Source organism: Aeromonas sp. A04 (assembly GCF_047780465.1).
Lineage (GTDB): Bacteria > Pseudomonadota > Gammaproteobacteria > Enterobacterales > Aeromonadaceae > Aeromonas > Aeromonas bestiarum.
The window spans coordinates 387,639-405,806 of the sequence record NZ_JBLNHP010000002.1 but is presented as its reverse complement, the minus strand read 5'-3'; the positions used below and the strand labels follow the sequence as shown (position 1 = coordinate 405,806).

The window sequence follows — 18,168 nt, the reverse complement described above, 5'->3', positions numbered from 1 at the left end:
TTTTTTCATGGTTCGAGCACTGACAAACCGGTAAATAGGGACTCATGGCGCGGGACTTTGCGGTAGAATCGCCCCTTTCGAGCGTTTTCTGGCAGGCAGGGATGGTTGTCGCAACCCAGGTAGCATGATGAAGCTTACAAGATCCCTGATCCTCCTCGGCCTGCTGCTCTCCCTGCCGCTGCAGGCGCTGACCCTGCACAGCCGCCACTACATACAGAGCAGCTACGCCTCCCAGGTGCCGGCCGAGCAGCACTGGCTCAGGCAGGTCAATGCGCTGCGGGTCGGCGTGCTGCGTCACGACTATCGCCCGTTCGCCATGATAGTCTCGGACAGCCGCTTCGAGGGGATCTCCGCCGACTACCTGAACATAGTGGCCAGGACGCTGCAAAAGCCGATCGTGCTGCAGGCATTCAATGACAAGCAGAGCGCACTGGCCGCCTTGCGGGCGGGCAAGCTCGACATGGTCAACCTCGGCAACCTCAGCCTGAGCAAGCGCCAGCAGACCGGCATCGCCCTCAGCCAGCGCTACTTCAGCAATACCCCCATCTTCTCGGCCCTCAAATCTGAGTCCGGGCCCCTGCTGCTGCCGGGCCAGCGCGTCGCCACAGTGCAGGGGTACGTCGATCCGGCCGAGTTCAAGCGCTACTACCCTGAGCTCACCCTGGTCAGCTACCCCTCCAACGTGGCGGCCTTCGATGCCGTCTTCTTCGGGCGGGATCAGCTGCTGCTGAGCGACATCCACTCCATGCACTACCTCAACAGCGAGCGCTTCGACAAACTCATGCAGCGCCGCGAGGCACAACCCAGCCTGGCACCGGACGGCTTTCGCTTCGCGGTCTCGGCGCGCAGCCCTCACCTGCTGGCCCTGCTCAACCGCACACTGCAAGAGGTCAACGACGTGACCCGCAGCCTCATTTTCAGCCAGTGGAACGGGCCCATCCGCGACATAGTCGACAACCCGGCCGACATCTATGACTCCGCCGAGCGGGCCTGGCTGGCCAGGGCCAGACCTGTCAAGGTGTGGCTGGTGGACGATCTCTATCCCTATGGCGTGCGGGATTACGACAACCAGCTCACCGGCATGTCGGTGGACATGCTGGCCAAGCTGAGCAAGCGCTCCGGCCTGACGTTCGAATTTGTGTCATTTCACTCGGAGCAGGCCCGCAACGACGCCCTGCGCAATGGCGAGCTCGATCTCATCGGCGCCATCTCCAAGCCGGTGGCCGAGAGCTACCGGCTGCACGCCTCCATCCCCTACTCCACCGACGACATCTATGTGATAGTCGCGCGCAAGGGGGATGAGTTGCATGGCACCCTGGGGGAACTGGCGGGCAAACGGGTAGGCTCGACTTACTACAACCCCATAGCCAGGGGCCTGACAGCCAGCCAGGTGAGCTTCATGGAGAGCGCGGACGAGGCGATGCGGGCCGTCGACAGTGGCCAGCTCGATGCCGCCATAGTGCCGCTCTACTTTGCCCAGAACGCGGTGGACTGCGGCCGGCTGGCCAGGATCCGCATCGCCGGGCCCGCCGACAGCATGCCCATCAAGATGGGCTTTGCCAGCATGCCGGGCCACGACATGCTGATGCGCATCATCGACAAGACCATACTCTCCATCTCCCCCAACGAGCTGGCCATGATGAGCTACGAGTGGCGCAACCGAAAACTGCCGGCGCCCACCTTCATGGAACGCAACGCCCACTACTTCTACCTGCTGTTTGCGGCCCTGTTCGGCCTGGCCTTGCTGCTGTTTTACCGCAACCGCATGCTCAACCGGCTGGCCCAGTCGGAGCAGGCCTCCCGCCGCCAGCTGGAGGAACATGTGCGTTTCATCGAGGCGCTGGGGGAAAGTCTGCCCCACCCCATAGTGGTGCGAGACACGGGCGGCAAGGTGATCCTCTGCAACAGCAAGTACCTGGCTATCCTGGGCGCCCGGCTGGAGCAGGTGCTGGGCAAGTCCTTCGTCGAGGGGCTGCGGGGGCACATCAATGCCGATGCCATCGCCGCGCTGGAGCAGGATTTTCAGCAGGCGCTGCACAGCGGCAGCCCCATCCTCTCGGATCGCATCTTCAGCAACACGGAGCGACGCCAGTTCGTCTATCACTGGATGGTGCCCTACTTCGACGGCCAGGGAGCCATCAGCGGGGTGATCAACGGCTGGATCGACATCACAGAGCGCAAGACCATGGAGGAGGCGCTGCGCCACGCCAAGGAGCAGGCCGACAACGCCAGCCGGGCCAAGAGCGATTTTCTCGCCACCATGAGCCACGAGATCCGCACCCCCATGAACGCCATTCTCGGCATGCTGGAGCTCGCCATTCAGGATCCGGCGCTCGCGCCCCACACCAGCGAGCAGCTGCGCATCGCCTCCGAGTCCGCCAACGGTCTGCTGGATCTCATCGGTGACGTGCTCGACATCTCCAGCATAGAGTCGGGCCAGATGACGCTCTCCCCCACCCCCTGCGAGCTGACGCCGCTGCTGCAATCCGTGGCCCAGGTATTCAGGGGCATGGCCGAGCAGAAGGGGCTGAGTTACCTCGTCACCCTGGACGCCCTGCCGCGGGTGCTGATCGATCCGCTGCGGCTGCGCCAGATCATCTTCAATCTGCTCGGCAACGCCATCAAGTTCACCGAGCGGGGGGAGGTGAGCCTCAGGGCCACCCTGGGCGGTAATGCCACTCACCCCCTGCTGCAGCTCACCATAACCGACAGCGGCGTGGGCATAGCCCCCGACAAACTGCCCCTGCTGTTCAACCCTTTCTATCGCGCCCACGATCCTTATCAGTACGCGGGCACGGGCCTTGGCCTCAACATTGCCCGGATCCTGTGCCAGATGATGGGGGGCAAGATAGAGGTCAGCAGCCAGCTCGGGGTGGGCACCGAACTCAGGATCCGCCTGCCGCTGACCCCGATGGATGATGCCGCCGTGCAGCCGCCCTCGCCCCGACACGGCGACGGGGTCAGCTCCCCGGTGCCGGGTGGCGCGGCGCAGCTGCAGATCCTGGTGGTGGATGACAACCACGCCAACCAGATCCTGCTGCGCCAGCAGCTCAAGCACCTGGGTCACGAGGTGAGCGTGCGCGGCAACGGGGTCGAAGCGCTGCGGGCCATCCAGAGCCACCCCTTCGATCTGGTCATCACCGACTGCCAGATGCCGCTGATGGACGGTTTCGAGCTGACTCGCCGCATCCGCGCCCGTGGTCATGAGCTGCCGATCTGGGGTTTCACCGCCCATGCCCTGCCCCGCGAGCGGGCACTCTGTCTGGCCGCCGGCATGGATGATTGCCTCTACAAGCCCATAGGTCTTGCCCGCCTGCGCACCGCACTCGCCAGCCTCAACCAGCGTGAGACCCGGGCAGCCGAGCGGGTTTAACTCTGCATGGATGACTGCCTCTACCATATCCATAGAGGGCTGGCCCGCCTGCGCACCGCGCTCGCCAGCCTCAACCAGCTTGAGGCCCGGACAGCCGAGCGGGTTTAAGGGCTGGAGTATCCGCCCACAAGCGTGTGTAATAGCCGCTTGTTTTCAGCAGGCGCGCGCACTTCATGCAACTCAAACCCCTTCTCAAGGGCCGCTTTCAGCCCCACTGGCAGGCCAGCCACGATCTGATCAAACAGGTGGTCGAATCCTGCATCACGGAGCGGCGCCTTATTCCCGAGGGGGAGCCCCTGATGCGCCAAGGGGAGCCGTTGCGGGATCTGGTGCTGGTGCCGAGCGGCCGTATCGCCATGGGCCACACCGCCATGAATGGCCGCCGCTTTCAGCTCGGCACTTTGGAGTGCGACAACCAGCTGTTTGGCGAGATGGAGTTCTTCACCGGCTATCGCTGCCAGCTCGACATCATGGCCGAGGAGCCGCTCGAAGTAGCTCGCATCGACGGCGAACGGCTGGAGCAGGCGCTGGTCGCCCACCCCAAGGTGGCGCTCTTCTTCGCCACGGCCATTGCCATCGACTATCAGGACACTGTGGATATCTTCACCTGCCGCATGCTCTACCCCATCAGCTACAACATTGCCCTCGACCTCTACCACAGCCACTGTCATGACAATCCGGTGAGCGGTTTCAGCAAGGGGTATCAGGAAGCGGAGCGTTTCGGTACCACTGACCGCGTCTACCGACGGGCGGTGAAGGAGCTGATGGACAAGGGATTGGTGGAGCGCGGCGAGCAAGGATTGCAGATCCGCGATCTGGCGGGGCTCAAGGGGTTTCTCGAACAACCGTAAGCAAAGCAGGCGCAGCCTTGGGCAAAAGAGCACAGCCATAACCACCCAGCCCAACACAAAATAAAAAAGGGGCGATCGATACCGCCCCTCTTGTTATTCACTCTCCAACTCAGGCCAGACAGGGTTGGGGCCGGGCCATCCGCAGCGAGGCCACCAGCATGGCGAGGATCAGGCCGTAGATCATCGGGATGGCGTACATCACCGCCTGCAAGCCGATCATCTGCTCCAGCAGGGCGCTGATGGCCGGGCTGAACATGGCCCCCGCGCTGCCACTGATAAGGATATAGGAGACGTTCTTGCTCGATGCCTGGCGCACAAACGATACCCCGTAGGCGATAAAGGCGTTGTAGAGCGCGGCGCAGACAAAGCCGTAACCATAGGTGAGGTAAGGCAGTTGGCTCAGGTTGTCGGTGGTAACGATCAAGGTCGTCATCCCCATCGCCAGGGTGATGATCACCAGCAAGAAAGTGCGGATTGGAATGCGGGTCACGATAGCGGTCGACACCAGGGCGCCGAGCAGGGCTGCCGTCCAGTACTGAGTGATGATATTGCCCGCCTCCTCGAAGGGGATGCCGAACTTGTTCTTCACGAACATGGGCGCCCAGGTGAGGAAGGTGTAGAGCGCCAGCATGCCGAGAAAGAGTCCCAAGCCGCCGCTGATGATGCCGAGGTTCCACTCCGAGTGCTCGTTACCGGCGCTCTCGCCGCCCGCCTCGCAGCTGCGAAAATTGGTCAGCACAGCCACCAGCATGGTGGCCAGCGCCACCACGCCCACCGCCAGATAGCTCCAGCTCCACGCCATGGCGTGGGTCAGGGTATAAGTGGTGATGAGCGGGAAAACCACCCCGGCCACGTTGAAGGTGGCATCCTGCACCACCAGCATGGTGCTCTGCATCCGCTCCTTCCAGACGCTCACCACCAGGGTTCCCGCAATGCAGAGCCCCACCCCGCCACACAGGCCAATCACCGTCATGGCCGCCATCACCACATAGAGCGAGCCGGTCAGGTGGAGGGATGCCGCCGCCAGCGCGATCAGGCCGTAGCAGAGCAGCGTCATCCGCTTGAGACCCACCTTCTCGATGAGGAAGAAGGCGGCAATGGTGCCCGCCAGCGCCCCGCCGTTAAGCAGGGAGAAGATGGAGGCCACCTGATTGACGTCGGCGCCGAACTTGGCGGCGATGGGTTCGATCAGCATGCCGAACTGGGTCGCAAAACCGGCCATCACGAAATTGGCCAGGAAGCTGATGGCAGTGAGGGAGAGCTTATTGTTCATATTGGATCTCTCATAGGGGTCAGGGTGCGTGCAGGGTTGGGCGGGGCCGCGGCGCTTACAGCGCTGTGTGCAGTGCCAGCTCGATCATCTGGTTGAAGGAGAGTTGCCGCTCCTCTGCGGTAGTCTCTTCACCGGTCAGGCAGTGGTCGGAGACGGTGAGGATGGCGAGCGCCTCGATCCCCTGTTGATGGGCCAGCCCGTAGAGACCGGCCACCTCCATGTCGATGCCGAGCACACCGAACTTTTCCAGCGCAGGGATCAGGTTTTCGTCCGGATCGTAATAGAGGTCACCGGTGAAGATATTGCCCACCTTGACCGGAATCGCCTTCTCCTGCGCCTTGGTAAACGCCTTGTGCAGCAGGGCGAAGTCGGCCGAAGTGGCCATCTGGTAACCGGCGCTGCGCTTGGCGTTGGTCGGGGAGTCGGTGCCCGCCGCCTGCGCCAGAATGACGTCACGCATCTGCACATGGCGCTGGGTCGCCCCCAGACTGCCGATGCGGATGATGCGCTTGACCCCGAAGTCGTTCACCAGCTCGTGGGCGTAGAGCACCATGGAGGGGATCCCCATGCCGTGGCCCATCACAGAGATACGCTGGCCGTTGTAGTAGCCGGTGTAGCCCAGCATGTTACGCACATTGGTCACCTCGCGCGCATCGGTCAGAAAGGTCTCGGCGATATAGCGGGCCCGCAGCGGATCCCCCGGCATGATGACGGTCTCGGCGAAATCGCCCGGGTTGGCATTGATATGAGCGGTCATTGTTGTTGTGCTCCAGGTTGACTCATGTGGATGAGCGCATCCTAGCCCCCGCCCAGCCTCCCCTTGCAGGACAAAAGTCCTGTTGCCCCGATCGAGATCCCAGTTCCGGCAACTTGTTGTCTGCTGCGTTGCATGCCGCATGCTTTCGACGTTGCTTGCTACGGCTTGCCCATCACAGTCACCCGCCATTCCTGACGCGCCGGGCAACCGGCATAAAAAAGCGGGAGGGCGACTGCCCTCCCGCTCGATAGACCCTGCTACTGGCGCAGCGGGCCGATGACATTGTTGGTTCTGCCGGTTGACGCTTTCACTGCGCCAACAAACGCTGACCTAGCTCAGGTCATGCAGCGCCTTGCCAAGGGGTGGCGTGAGGCGCAAGTCAGAGAAGCGCACCGCCAGCCCCTGCCGCTCCGGGGTGCAGCACATAACCCCGATAAAGCAGCGCTCGCTTGGCGGGAACGGGGCGAGGCGCAGCAGCGGCCACACTTCGCCATCGGTGGAATATTGCAAACGCAGGCAATCGGCCAGACGGGTCAGCCGCAGCCAGAAGCGGCGCGGATTGCCGGTGAAAATGCCGGTGGCCCAGTCAGATCGCGGATTGGTCAGCACGCTGCCGATCATCGGCTGGGCATCGTTGTACTCGATCCCCGCTTTGAGCCAGTGCGCGTCGTCTTGCAGCAGCATCAGACCCGCCTGATCGTAGAGGGTGGTGAACTCCCCCTCGACACAGACTTGAAAGGTAAACTCCCCCGCCACCTCGCAGCCATAAAGATGCCCGCTGTGGCGCTCGAAGCCATACCAGGTGCTGCGCCAAAAATCGGTCTGCTTGTCCGTTACCACCTGCAAGCCATCGCTGGTCTTGTGCCACTCGGCGGGCTTATTGAGCCAACGCCACGCCGTGCCTTCTATCATCCTGCTCTGCTCCCTTTTATCCCGCGGACTCCCGCACAACAGCGGCTCGCCAACGCCTCGCCCCTCGTCCGGTAACGACAGGTCATGGCTGCGCCTCTGCGGAACCCATAAAAGGAGTCAATAGTGTCGCTATTGCCGCCCCGACACAAGCCTAGTGCCCAGCGCCATCAACCCGCCCAAAAAGCACGGGGGCCTGATGGCCCCCGCTAGCATGCACTGTCGACCTGTCGGCTTATGCCGATTTGACGCACTTCTGGACAAAGCTGTTCTTGGCCGCGCCCGCCAGCTTCTTGTCAGCGGCCGCTTTCTCGCACTGGGCTGCCTTGTCGGTGGCCGCGTCGGTTTTTACGCACTTCTGGATAAAGCTGTTTTTGGCCGCGCCAGCCAGCTTCTTGTCGGCGGCTGCCTTCTCGCACTGGGCCGTCTTGCCGTTGGCCGAAGCATCCTTGACACACTTGCCCACAAAGCTGGTCTTGGCGGCGCCGTTCAACTTCTTGGCCGCGGCCTGCGCCTCACACTGCAACTGGGCAGAGTCCTGGGCAAACGCCGTGCTGGTCAGCAACGCGCCGGTACAAAACAGGCCGAACAGGATGGCAATACGCTTCATATGACGTTCCTTATTGTGATGTGGTTGCAACTGCTGATTGTTGCCGCAGATCCCCCGCACTGCCAACCAGAGCAGCCGGAAGCCGGGCAACCATCGCCCGCACTATAGCGCCGATTGCTGAAGCGGGATTATCCCCAGCCAGTCTACCCCAGCGGCAAGCCAGCTCCCCTCTTCCCCACAACACCCGCCAACCCCCAATAAAATCAAGGGCCATGGGAATCCTGTGCCCTGCCTCTGCGATTTCTTGAGCTGGCGCATAAAACGCAGATATTCCTGATAGTTACGTCAATTTTTGACTGGTGAGACCAGATTCGATTGGCTTATCATAGCCATCCGGTGCCTATTGTTGCGATGGGCTGCGGCCCTCGCTGGTCAATGGAGCATATTGGAAGCTGTAATCCACGGGCGGTAGCGTGAGACTTAGTGGCGTTACGCTCCACCCAAAAAGGTGGGTGTCCCACATTTTCTTGACCATGCAAAAATAAACAACCAAAAAATTTAGCTTTCTAGGTAAACGTTGGGCTTCACTTCGTTCAGCGCCAACCTACGAGGGTTAGCAAAAAAATATATTTAAATGTAGTTCTTTGACGAATATTTATTTTCATGCCTTTGATATGTGGTAATTTTTATGGAACGACAATTTTTCTCCGAAAACATGCTTGTACAAAGACTCAAACAGAGCGATGAGGTTTCATTTCTTTTTGGCTCAGCTCTGAGTTCAATTAAAGATGGCGCTGGAATATCAAATGTCCCCCAAGTTATAGATATAATAAAAGAATATGTTACCGAACTTGATTTGCTAGATGACTACAATGATTTTATTTCAGGTAAAGACGAGCAATTTGTATATCAAGAATCATTTGCCTTCATGTCTGCAATTAAAGGTGCGGTATCAACAAAAGAAATTGTAAAACGTGTGGTAATGAAAAACTATGATACTAACACTGCGCAACATAAAGTACCCAAAGCGATAAAAGATTTTGTTAGAAGCATAAAAGATCGGAAAATAAACGTTAAAAACATCATAACCACAAACTTTGACACGTTGATTGAAGCTCAGTTTGATAATGAAGGTATTCTATACAATAGTATAAGCATCATATCGGACTCAAATATCAATCAAAATAGCAATGATTTTATAAATATAATTCATATTCATGGTGTCTGGGATAAAGGTGACACCATGCATACAAGAAATCAATTAGAAGCAAAAAGAGATAAGATTGAAGCCTCTTTAAAAAATCTTCTTGCTGAACAACATGTTATTGTAATGGCTTATAGTGGATGGACGGATAGTTTTACAAGAACATTAGCAAATATTGTGAACGATGATAAAACTGAATATAATCTTGCTTGGTGTTTTTATGAAAAAGAAGATGGAATCATTGATCGAAAATTTAAAAGCCTTTTTGATGAACTTACACCAGCAATAAGTAGAGATAGGATCCAGTTCTATAAAAGCATTGATTGCAACATCATTTTTGACAGAATAGCTCCACAGCCACAAACAAAAAAAAAAGCAAACAAGCCATCAGAGCCAAACTCTAACAATGAAATAAATTATTATATTTTAGATGCAAACAATGCGTTTCAACATATAAGAGAGAACGAAAGATATAAAGCAATTGGTTTTTTAAACTCAAATAACTCCTTGTTTATTGAAGCCGGACTTGGTTACGGATTATACGGATTTATATATTCAATAATTAAAACCGTAAAAAATAAAGATACCAAGTGTATCAAAATTGATTTATCTGATGTAATTGCAAAAAGCCAAATTGATGATAAAGTCAAAAATGATACAGGCCACAATCTGGCATCCCTTATATATACGTTAGGATTAAATCAAGACTCTGTACACTTCATTATATTCGATAAAATCCGAGGGAATGCAGATGCAGATGCCTTAACATATTTATTGAAGCTTCAAGAAATATTTACAATTCATAATAAAAATATATTCCTGATATATTCATCGGCCATTAAAATAAAACCGTTCGATTTAATTCATGTGAAATTGTCAGAGCTGAGTTTGCATGAGACTGGAATATTTCTTAGAGAAGAATTTGGCAGTTCACGCTTTACCCATAATGAAATATCGCAAATTCATGATCAGTCAGAAGGTGTAGTAAAAAAGCTTGAACAGATTATCTATTTTTTAGAGAACAGTTCAGCACAGGAGGTTCTTTCCCAAAATGATATTTTTGATGACATATTTCACTCAGACTGCATACCGAACACAACATTAAAGCAAATAGAACTATTGATTAATGACCCCAATAAAGAACTAACTTTTAGTATGCTAAAGGTACTTTCTATTCTTAAAAATGGAGAGACACTAAGCAACTTGCGAAGAGATAAAATGGGGCTGAATTTCGGACCAAGAAACACAAAAGAACTAATCCAGTTGGAGTTGGCATCCACTATATACATAGATAGCGCTACAACAATAATCAGGATTAGCCCAATAATAAAGGATTACATCCTTTCACATATGTCAGATGAGGAAAAGTTCAATATTGCTCACGCATATCTGAGTGTAACTATTATAGAGTCAAAAGATGGCATAAAGCTAAATGCGGCCAACAGAAAGATATATGATAATGGTTATAATACCGAGGAAGATAACGCTAACACCCTTCTGAAGTATAATATTGATGCATGTAAATCCAAACTATCAATAGAAAATCTCCCTGTAGATATCGAAAAATCACAACAGCAACGACTTGACAAATTACTTTATTTATCTAGGTCATATGTTTATGGGTTATGTAACTCATCACGCTTTAATGAAGCCATCTCTGCGATAAGCAGCCTAACTGATACTATCAAGGAGGTGAATCCAAACGATCTTTACAAATATTATCAAAGAATAGCTTATGCACATCGTATGAAGACGAATTATGAAGAAGCTAATCATTATCTAAATTTATGTGAAACTCTGTGCCCCAGCTCAGATAAAACAACTCTGCAAGATATTTATACAGAAAAGCTATATTTATTAGAAAATGAAGACCCTATCAAAGCAGCTAACTTTGCTAGAGAACACAAAGATAAATTCAATCGTAACTCACCTGCATATATTTTGTCAGATGTAATGATGACAATAAATAAAGATAAAGGCGCTAGGATTAAAGCTTTGGAAGCCTTAGAGCGCAAGGCTAGAAGATTGAATTACCATACAGCAGCAAATAACATTTTATTCATTCTCAATGATGAAAAAAATGATGTGGAAAAGATAAATTTACTAAATAAGGTTCTGGCAACAGATACTAGTGCATACAATGTATGTCGAGCAACGATTGATAAAAATGAAGTGCTAGTCCGGAATGGGAAATTTGACAAAATTTCTGAGTCTGACATAAGCCGCCTGTTAAATATTTATGACTATTTGTTTAAACAAAAATTTGACTACTTATTCAATCAATGTCACAGCATACTTTGGTCTATTGCTGAACACATAAAAAGGGAAGATTTAATTGTTTTTATTTTTTATAAGGGAACTATCGTTTGGAAACTTAATTCCGATCAAGAAAACGAAGATAAATACAATAAACTGATTGGTGATGTCAATATCCTCAACAATAGATCCTTGCTTGAAAATAATTACTCCTATTGATTTTAAATGGCTAAATAACAAATATAGAATTCTACACAAAACGTGGAACTCCCGATAATAAGTGACTATCTGCCTGCTCATAGAAAAAATCCCCCGTTGCCGAAGGATTTCATTCACATCTGTTATCTAGACGCGGCGGCTTAGCTTAGCCCACCAAAAACGCCCTTAACCGGGCAAACTCCGCTGGCAAATTAACGGAGAGCAGCGGCAGCTCGGCGTGTTTGGCGAGGGGGCCGGGCAGCGGCACATCGAGATTCAGGATCTCGTCCACCGACTCCTTGAACTTAGCGGGATGGGCGGTGCAGAGGAACACCCCCACCTCATCTTCACCGAGCTGCTCGTTCAGCAGATCCCAGGCAATGGCGCCGTGGGGCTCGCACAGGTAATCCAGCTGGTGCAGGCGCAGCAACGCATCGCGGGTCTGGGCGTCGTCACGCATGCCAGAGCCCAGGGTTTCCAGCGCCCAGCCGTTGCGGCGGCACAGCTCCTCTACCCTAGGCCAGTTGTTGGGACGGCTCACATCCATGGCATTCGACAGAGTAGCTACCGTCTGGTGCGGCTCCCACTGACCGGATTTGAGGTAGCGCGGCACTGTGTCGTTGGCGTTGGTGGCGGCGATAAAGCGCTTCACCGGCAGCCCCAACGCCTTGGCGATCAGCCCCGCGGTGAGGTTGCCAAAGTTGCCGGACGGCACGCTGATAACCGCCTTGGCTCGGTCGGCTTTCGGTAGCTGGGCCAGCGCCTCGAAGTAGTAGCAAACCTGCGCCAGCAGACGGCTGATATTGATGGAGTTGGCGGAGTTGAGGCCAATCGCCTTTTTCAGCGCTTCGTCGTCGAAGGCATCTTTCACCAGCGCCTGACAGGCATCGAAGTCGCAAAATCTAGGACGCCCACCTTTCTGAGCCAGCCACTGCTCGGCTGGCTATCTCTGCAATCATGAATACTGACCCCAGGAAAACAGTAACAATCGGGCAAGCGAGCGGTTTTTATCTGACAAACCGTTTGTGCAAACGTGGTAATGCCTGACACCGGAACATATGCCAAAAATGGGGAGAAAACAGGGTCTAATAGACTAGTACGGTGGCTGATGACATCGTTGTTGACCACAGTGGTGGGCGAACTGCCGACAATGTGCCTTGTCTCCCACAACTCTGATCCCTTGCCGCCTAAACAGTGTCACCTGTTTCAGCCATCGGGCACCATCAAGGCCCAACCGCGCCAAGATTGGGGCCAGGTGGGCCGGAATATAACCCCGCTTGTCGGTCCGAATTGCACGGCCGGTCCAGTCAACCAGCATCAGATAGTCAGAAAAGGCATAGGGCAGTCCGTCAGGTTCGAACTTACTGGCAAACGGCAGCAATAGTGGTGGCAAAACATCAGTGCCGGGAGCTTTCTCGAGACGCTGTTTGATACTGGTGTAATCACTCTGCTCGGGCCGGTCGGCCAATCCAGCCCGTATCGGGTTGAGGTCCACATACGCCATGCAGGCCAGAAGGGCTGACTCGGTGAGCAGGGCCTGGCTTTTGAAGCGCCCTTCCCAGAAATGGCCCTTGCAGCCATCTTCCCGATTGGCCTGCCGTGCCAGGGTTTCATTGAGCAGCCGCACAAACCAGCTGATGGAATGAAGCCGCTCCCGCCATTCCTCTATCAGTTGCTGCACCACCATATGTTCGGGCTCAATCAAGGATTCCCCTTGATACCAGCGCCGTACCAACAACGGCCACTGGAACAACGCTACCCAGCGCTCGGCCACTTCCCGTTCGCTCCAGCTGGAGGCGGTATCCTGCTCCACCTTAAGCACCAGGTGATAGTGGTTGCTCATCACCGCATAGGCACAGACGCTGATGGCGAACAGCCGCGACAGTTGGCCCAACTTGTCGACTACCCACTGGCGCCGGTGCTCGTAACTCTGACCGGAATGGGCATCTTCCCCACACAGAAAAGCCCGCCGCACACAGCGGCTGACCACATGGTAGTAAGGCGTATCCTGCAGACTGATTTGACGTGAACGGGCAATAGTCATGGCTCCTCCCCCCGACAGTAACCTCTCATCTCAAGCCAAGTACAGCGCTGCGCCACTGTCAAAAAGGTGGGTGTCCCTATTTGAAAGTCCGCGCCACTCCCCTATCAGCTGCTGCACCACAACCAGCTCGGGCTCAATCAAGGATTCCCCCTGGTACCAGCGCCGTACCTGCAGCGGCCATTGAAACAGGGCAGCCCAGCGCTCGGCCACCTCCCGCTCGCTCCAGCTGGCAGCTGTATCGGGTTCCACTTTGAGCACCAGATGATAATGGTTGCTCATCACCGCATAGGCGCAGACGCTGATGGCGAACAGCCGCGACAGCTGGCCCAGCTTGTCGACCACCCACTGGCGCCGATGCTCGTAACTCTGGCCAGAATGAACATCCTCCCCGCACAGAAAAGCCCGCCGTACACAGCGACTGACCACATGGTAGTAAGGCGTATCCTGCAAGCTGATCTGACGTAAACGGGCAATGGTCATGGCTCACCCCTCGACAGTGACCTCTCATCTCAAGCCAAGTACAGGGTTACGCCGCTGCCAAAAAGGTGGGTGACCCAATTTATCCCAGAAACTATTACTATCCAGCCCCCACTAAACAACATACGAACGCCTCTACTCGAAGCCCAAGAATAAAGCCAGTAATGATTGAAAAGTAAAATATATACACTTGCAACTGTCTTGTCATCATCATTTTAAAAAGATGAACACACACAAATTTCAGTATACAGATCACGACAAGGTAAATAGCAAAAATAAATAGCGCAACCAGCAATTCTCACTCCACCATAAAATATAGAAAGACCATAGGAGAATATACTACTCTGGCCATTCATTACTTTTTAGATGGCAAGATGCACATCCACCGACAACAGAGGCACCAATAGCAGCGGCAAGCTTAGGGTTATTTGTGAACTTTTCAACTACACCGGCAGCAGCTCCTCCTGTAGCTAAAACGGATAGTTTATACATGTCCAAATCTTCTCCAAAGGCATACGACTCTGCAATTGCCCCAAATGCTGCTAGCGAAGCTCCTTGTGCAGCAGCAACAAATACCATGCCAGCGCCTCTAATAATATAACCATATGCATTACTATACCCAGAAGGATGCATGCCACTCGGTTCTATATACATCAACTCTTTTCTCCTAACAGCATCATGGAAGTATGATAGTGTTAAGTTTTTATTATCCTCATATGCTACTCTATCACCATCTTTAAATGATGTTTCTCCAATCAAAATTAACTTTTCCTTGAGCTTAGGAAAAATATTGTAAACTGCATGGTCACGCTCTGAATCTAAAATAAAACGGCCATATGATACTGTCATATCATTGGGTTCTAAATATGCAGCGCCAGCAATAGATGCGAATTTTATAGTCTCCGATGTCATATTTACCAGTGTATATACTTCAGGCTGAACATGATCATTTTGTGGCCTGTTAAAAATTTTACAGCGTTTACTACCAGCTTTCAAAATAAAGTATGGTTTCCCCACCCAACCACATCGCAAAGGATCTATTGCTATTTTGATAGGGCTTATCCTTATCTCATGATGTAGTTTTGCACGCTGTTCCTCCGTCAATGGAAAAGCATGAACACTGATTGAAAATAAAAAACAAGGATGAATCTAAGTATATTCATAATCATATGACCCCGCAAATGATAATCATTTTCATTTTGCATGAATAGTATTCACCCATGCTTTGTATGTCAACCAATAGCTATTTTTTCGTAACCATATGGGGGGATAATCCAGAATATTAGGGAAAAATTTCGGGCACTTAATTTTCTAAACTATCGATTCCCCAGTTTCCCTACCCAGGGTATATTCCCGCCCAATCCCCACTCCCGTAACAAACTCGGGATCGTGGGAGAGCAGCAGCAATGTGTCCGGGTAATCAGCCAGCACCTGTGTGAGCAACTGGCGAGAGGCGTTATCCTGGTGGCTGTCCAGCTCATCTAGCAACCGCAACTCGGGCTGTTGGACCATCGCCATCAGCAGGATGCTGTAACTTATAGGATTACATCCAACAACGAGGTCCCGTAGGCGCTATCTATGGTGCAGCGTCACTGCCCATCGGCCTCTTTGCGAAACACATAGGTGGCGCGGCGGGTTTCATCAGTCAGGCCCCCCTGACCATCCGGGTAATCGAGCCGGGTCTCCATGATCACCAGCGCATTGTCGGCCCCCTCGATCACCTCCATGGCGCCCTGCTCCACCTTGAGCTGCCCCTGAAAGTAATCCGAGATGGCAGTGAAGGCGCGGCGGATGGCGGGAATGCCGCGCACCACCATGCCGGGCTTGACCACCAGGGCGGCGTCCTCGGCGTAGAAGGCCATCAGGGCGTCGAAATCGCGCCGGGAGATGGCTGCGTCGCAGGTTTCGATAAGAGCACGTAGGGGATGCTGACTCATCTTCACTCCTTATGGGGCGGCTTACCCGCCCTGTCACGGATAGAAAACAACGGATAGAAAAATCCCCCGAGCTCGGGGGATTGGCAATCAACTTAACCGAGCAGGAAGGCCCTTAGGCGAGCAAACTCCGCCGGCAGGTTGTGGGACAACAGCGGCAGCACGGCGTGCTTGGCGAGCGGGCTCGGCAGCGGCACATCGAGACCCAGGATCTCGTCCACCGACTCTTTGAATTTGGCCGGATGAGCGGTGCAGAGGAAGACCCCCACTTCGTCCTCAGCCAGCTGTTCGCCCAGCAGATCCCAGGCGATGGCGCCGTGGGGCTCGCACAGGTAATCCAGCTGGTGCAGGCGCTGCAACGCATCGCGGGTCTGGGCGTCGTCACGCATGCCCGAGCCCAGGGTTTCCAGCGCCCAGCCTTCGCGGCGGCACAGCTCCTCTACCCTAGGCCAGTTGTTGGGGCGGCTCACGTCCATGGCGTTGGAGAGGGTCGCGACCGTCTGGTGCGGCTCCCACTGCCCGGACTTCAGGTAGCGCGGCACCGTATCGTTGGCGTTGGTGGCGGCGATAAAGCGCTTCACCGGCAGCCCCAGCGCCTTGGCAATCAGGCCCGCTGTCAGGTTGCCGAAGTTGCCGGACGGCACGCTGATGACCGCCTTGGCGCGATCCACTTTCGGCAACTGGGCCAAGGCCTCGAAGTAGTAGCAGACCTGAGCCAGCAAGCGGCTGATATTGATGGAGTTGGCGGAGTTCAGGCCGATAGCCTTTTTCAACTCCTCGTCGTCGAACGCATCTTTCACCAGCGCCTGACAGGCGTCGAAGTCGCCGTCGATGGCGATGGTGTGGATGTTGCCGCCCAGGGTGCAGAACAGCGCCTCCTGCAGGGGGCTGATCTTGCCCTTGGGGTAGAGGATGACCACTTCGATCCCCTCCAGCCCGTAGAAGGCGTGGGCCACGGCGGCGCCTGTGTCACCGGAGGTAGCGGTGAGTATGGTGATCTTGTCGTTGGTTCTGAACGCAGCCAGACACTGTGCCATAAAGCGGCCGCCGAAGTCCTTGAACGCCAGGGTCGGACCGTGGAACAGCTCAAGGGCATAAGTCCCGTCTTTCAATTTCACCAGGGGCGCCGGGAAGGTGAAGGCGGCGTCGATCAGCTCGCTCACCTTGGCCGCAGGCACCTCGTCCCCCAGCAGGTGGCTGATGATGCGCGCGGAGCGCTCGGCCAGCGGCAAGTCCAGCAGGGCATCCACATCGGCCAGCGGTGCAATCACCTCGGGGAAGAAGAGCCCCTGATCGCGGCCCAGCCCCTGACGCACCGCCTGCGCGAAGCTGACCTGTTCACTCTTGTCCTTGATATTGTAAAGATTCATAGCTCGCTTCCTGTTACCCGTGCCCCGGCCATGTCCAGTTTGCAGACCCGGGCAAATCCATCTTCGTTCTGCACAAAATGTGCATCCATCCAATCCTTCATGCGCTCGGCCTGGGCCAGATCCTTCATCACCACGAAGACGCTGGGGCCCGAGCCCGAGATGCCGGTGGCCAGCGCCCCGTTCTGGGCCGCCTGGGCCCGCACCTCGTTGAAACCTTCGATCAGCGCCGCGCGGTAGGGTTCGGCAATCACGTCTTTCAATACGCTGGCGGCCAGCCCCTCCTGCCCTGTGTAGCTGGCGTGCACAAACGCCGCCAGCCGGCGGCCATAGGTGAGGCAGTCTTGGCGGCGATACTGAGCCGGCAGTATGGCGCGGGCAGCGGCGGTGGAGACGACTGTGCCCGGATAGCAGACCACCCAGTACCACTGCTCGAACACCGGAATGCCCTGGCTGATGACGCCGTGCTCTTCCAGCACCAGCTGCATGCCGCCGAGATAGCAGGGGGCCACGTTGTCGTAGTGGACCGAGCCGGAGATCTTGCCTTCCATCTCCCCCATCAGCAGCAGCAGGTCGTGCTCATTGAGCGGCGCGCCGTGGAAGGCGTTGAGGCCTTCGAGTGCCGCCACCACGCTGCAGGCGCTGGAGCCCAGGCCCGAGCCCACCGGCAGGTTCTTCTCCAGCACCATTTCGAGGGGCTTGAGACCAAGGCCACGCTTCTCCAGCGCCTCGCCATAGGCGAGCCAGCAGTCATGGAGGATGTTCTTTTTCGGATCGTCCGGCAGCTTGTGGGCGTAGCGGCCCACGGAAGAGAGGGCAAAGGGCACGTCAGCCGCCTTCACCTGGACGCGATCCCCCAACAGGGAGCCATCCACGGGGGCGAGCGCCGCCCCCAACACATCGAATCCCACGCTCAGGTTGGCGCTGGAGGCCGGGGCATAGGCGACCACGCTGCCGCCCTGCGCCATGGCATCT

Annotated in this window: 11 protein-coding genes and 3 pseudogenes; 3 read left to right on the top strand and 11 right to left on the bottom strand. The window is 54.9% G+C overall.

The genetic code is table 11. From position 1 onward, the window contains the following. Window positions 1–127: 127 nt before the first annotated feature. Both ACM3N8_RS09610 and ACM3N8_RS09605 read left to right on the top strand, forming a co-directional pair. Window positions 128–3,373 (top strand): response regulator, encoded by a 3,246-nt coding sequence (locus ACM3N8_RS09610; RefSeq protein ID WP_416016024.1) that lies wholly within the window; start codon window positions 128–130, stop codon window positions 3,371–3,373. A gap of 173 nt (window positions 3,374–3,546) precedes the next feature. Beyond that, entirely contained in the window at window positions 3,547–4,224 is a 678-nt protein-coding gene (locus ACM3N8_RS09605; protein WP_155602538.1) for a Crp/Fnr family transcriptional regulator, read from the top strand. Window positions 4,225–4,333: 109 nt separating this feature from the next. Here ACM3N8_RS09605 and tsgA read toward each other — a convergent pair whose 3' ends face one another. The 4 genes from tsgA to ACM3N8_RS09585 form a co-directional block, all read right to left on the bottom strand. Continuing rightward, on the bottom strand, window positions 4,334–5,497 hold the full coding sequence (tsgA, locus tag ACM3N8_RS09600; protein ID WP_416016023.1) for an MFS transporter TsgA: 1,164 nt from the start codon (window positions 5,495–5,497) through the stop codon (window positions 4,334–4,336). Between the two features lie 55 nt (window positions 5,498–5,552). Then, window positions 5,553–6,254 (bottom strand): purine-nucleoside phosphorylase, encoded by a 702-nt coding sequence (deoD, locus tag ACM3N8_RS09595; protein ID WP_005303072.1) that lies wholly within the window; start codon window positions 6,252–6,254, stop codon window positions 5,553–5,555. Between the two features lie 330 nt (window positions 6,255–6,584). Continuing rightward, the gene (locus tag ACM3N8_RS09590) at window positions 6,585–7,166 is read right to left on the bottom strand and encodes a DUF1349 domain-containing protein (protein WP_155602536.1); all 582 of its coding nucleotides are present in this window, start codon (window positions 7,164–7,166) and stop codon (window positions 6,585–6,587) included. A gap of 232 nt (window positions 7,167–7,398) precedes the next feature. Then, window positions 7,399–7,773: a hypothetical protein gene (locus ACM3N8_RS09585; protein WP_416016022.1), complete on the bottom strand. Its 375-nt coding sequence runs from the start codon at window positions 7,771–7,773 to the stop codon at window positions 7,399–7,401. Between the two features lie 628 nt (window positions 7,774–8,401). Here ACM3N8_RS09585 and ACM3N8_RS09580 point away from each other — a divergent pair. Then, the gene (locus ACM3N8_RS09580) at window positions 8,402–11,392 is read left to right on the top strand and encodes an SIR2 family protein (RefSeq protein ID WP_416016021.1); all 2,991 of its coding nucleotides are present in this window, start codon (window positions 8,402–8,404) and stop codon (window positions 11,390–11,392) included. Window positions 11,393–11,537: 145 nt separating this feature from the next. Here the strand turns inward: ACM3N8_RS09580 and thrC (ACM3N8_RS09575) are convergent. The 7 genes and pseudogenes from thrC (ACM3N8_RS09575) to thrB form a co-directional block, all read right to left on the bottom strand. Then, a pseudogene (gene thrC, locus ACM3N8_RS09575) lies at window positions 11,538–12,266 on the bottom strand (threonine synthase); the annotation flags it as partial. A gap of 198 nt (window positions 12,267–12,464) precedes the next feature. Next, window positions 12,465–13,415, bottom strand: coding sequence for a transposase (locus ACM3N8_RS09570; protein ID WP_416016020.1), 951 nt, complete (start codon window positions 13,413–13,415; stop codon window positions 12,465–12,467). A gap of 90 nt (window positions 13,416–13,505) precedes the next feature. After that, a pseudogene (locus tag ACM3N8_RS09565) lies at window positions 13,506–13,895 on the bottom strand (alpha-amylase family glycosyl hydrolase); the annotation flags it as partial. 336 nt (window positions 13,896–14,231) lie between these two features. Continuing rightward, entirely contained in the window at window positions 14,232–14,996 is a 765-nt protein-coding gene (locus tag ACM3N8_RS09560) for a hypothetical protein (protein WP_290017669.1), read from the bottom strand. Window positions 14,997–15,484: 488 nt separating this feature from the next. After that, window positions 15,485–15,829 (bottom strand): annotated as a pseudogene (locus ACM3N8_RS09555) (YybH family protein); the annotation flags it as partial. 92 nt (window positions 15,830–15,921) lie between these two features. Next, complete coding sequence (gene thrC, locus ACM3N8_RS09550; protein ID WP_290017671.1) at window positions 15,922–17,196, bottom strand: threonine synthase; 1,275 nt, start codon at window positions 17,194–17,196, stop codon at window positions 15,922–15,924. Further along, entirely contained in the window at window positions 17,193–18,161 is a 969-nt protein-coding gene (gene thrB, locus ACM3N8_RS09545; RefSeq protein ID WP_274454351.1) for a homoserine kinase, read from the bottom strand. Before thrB ends, thrC (ACM3N8_RS09550) begins: the two co-directional genes overlap by 4 nt. Window positions 18,162–18,168 lie beyond the last annotated feature (7 nt).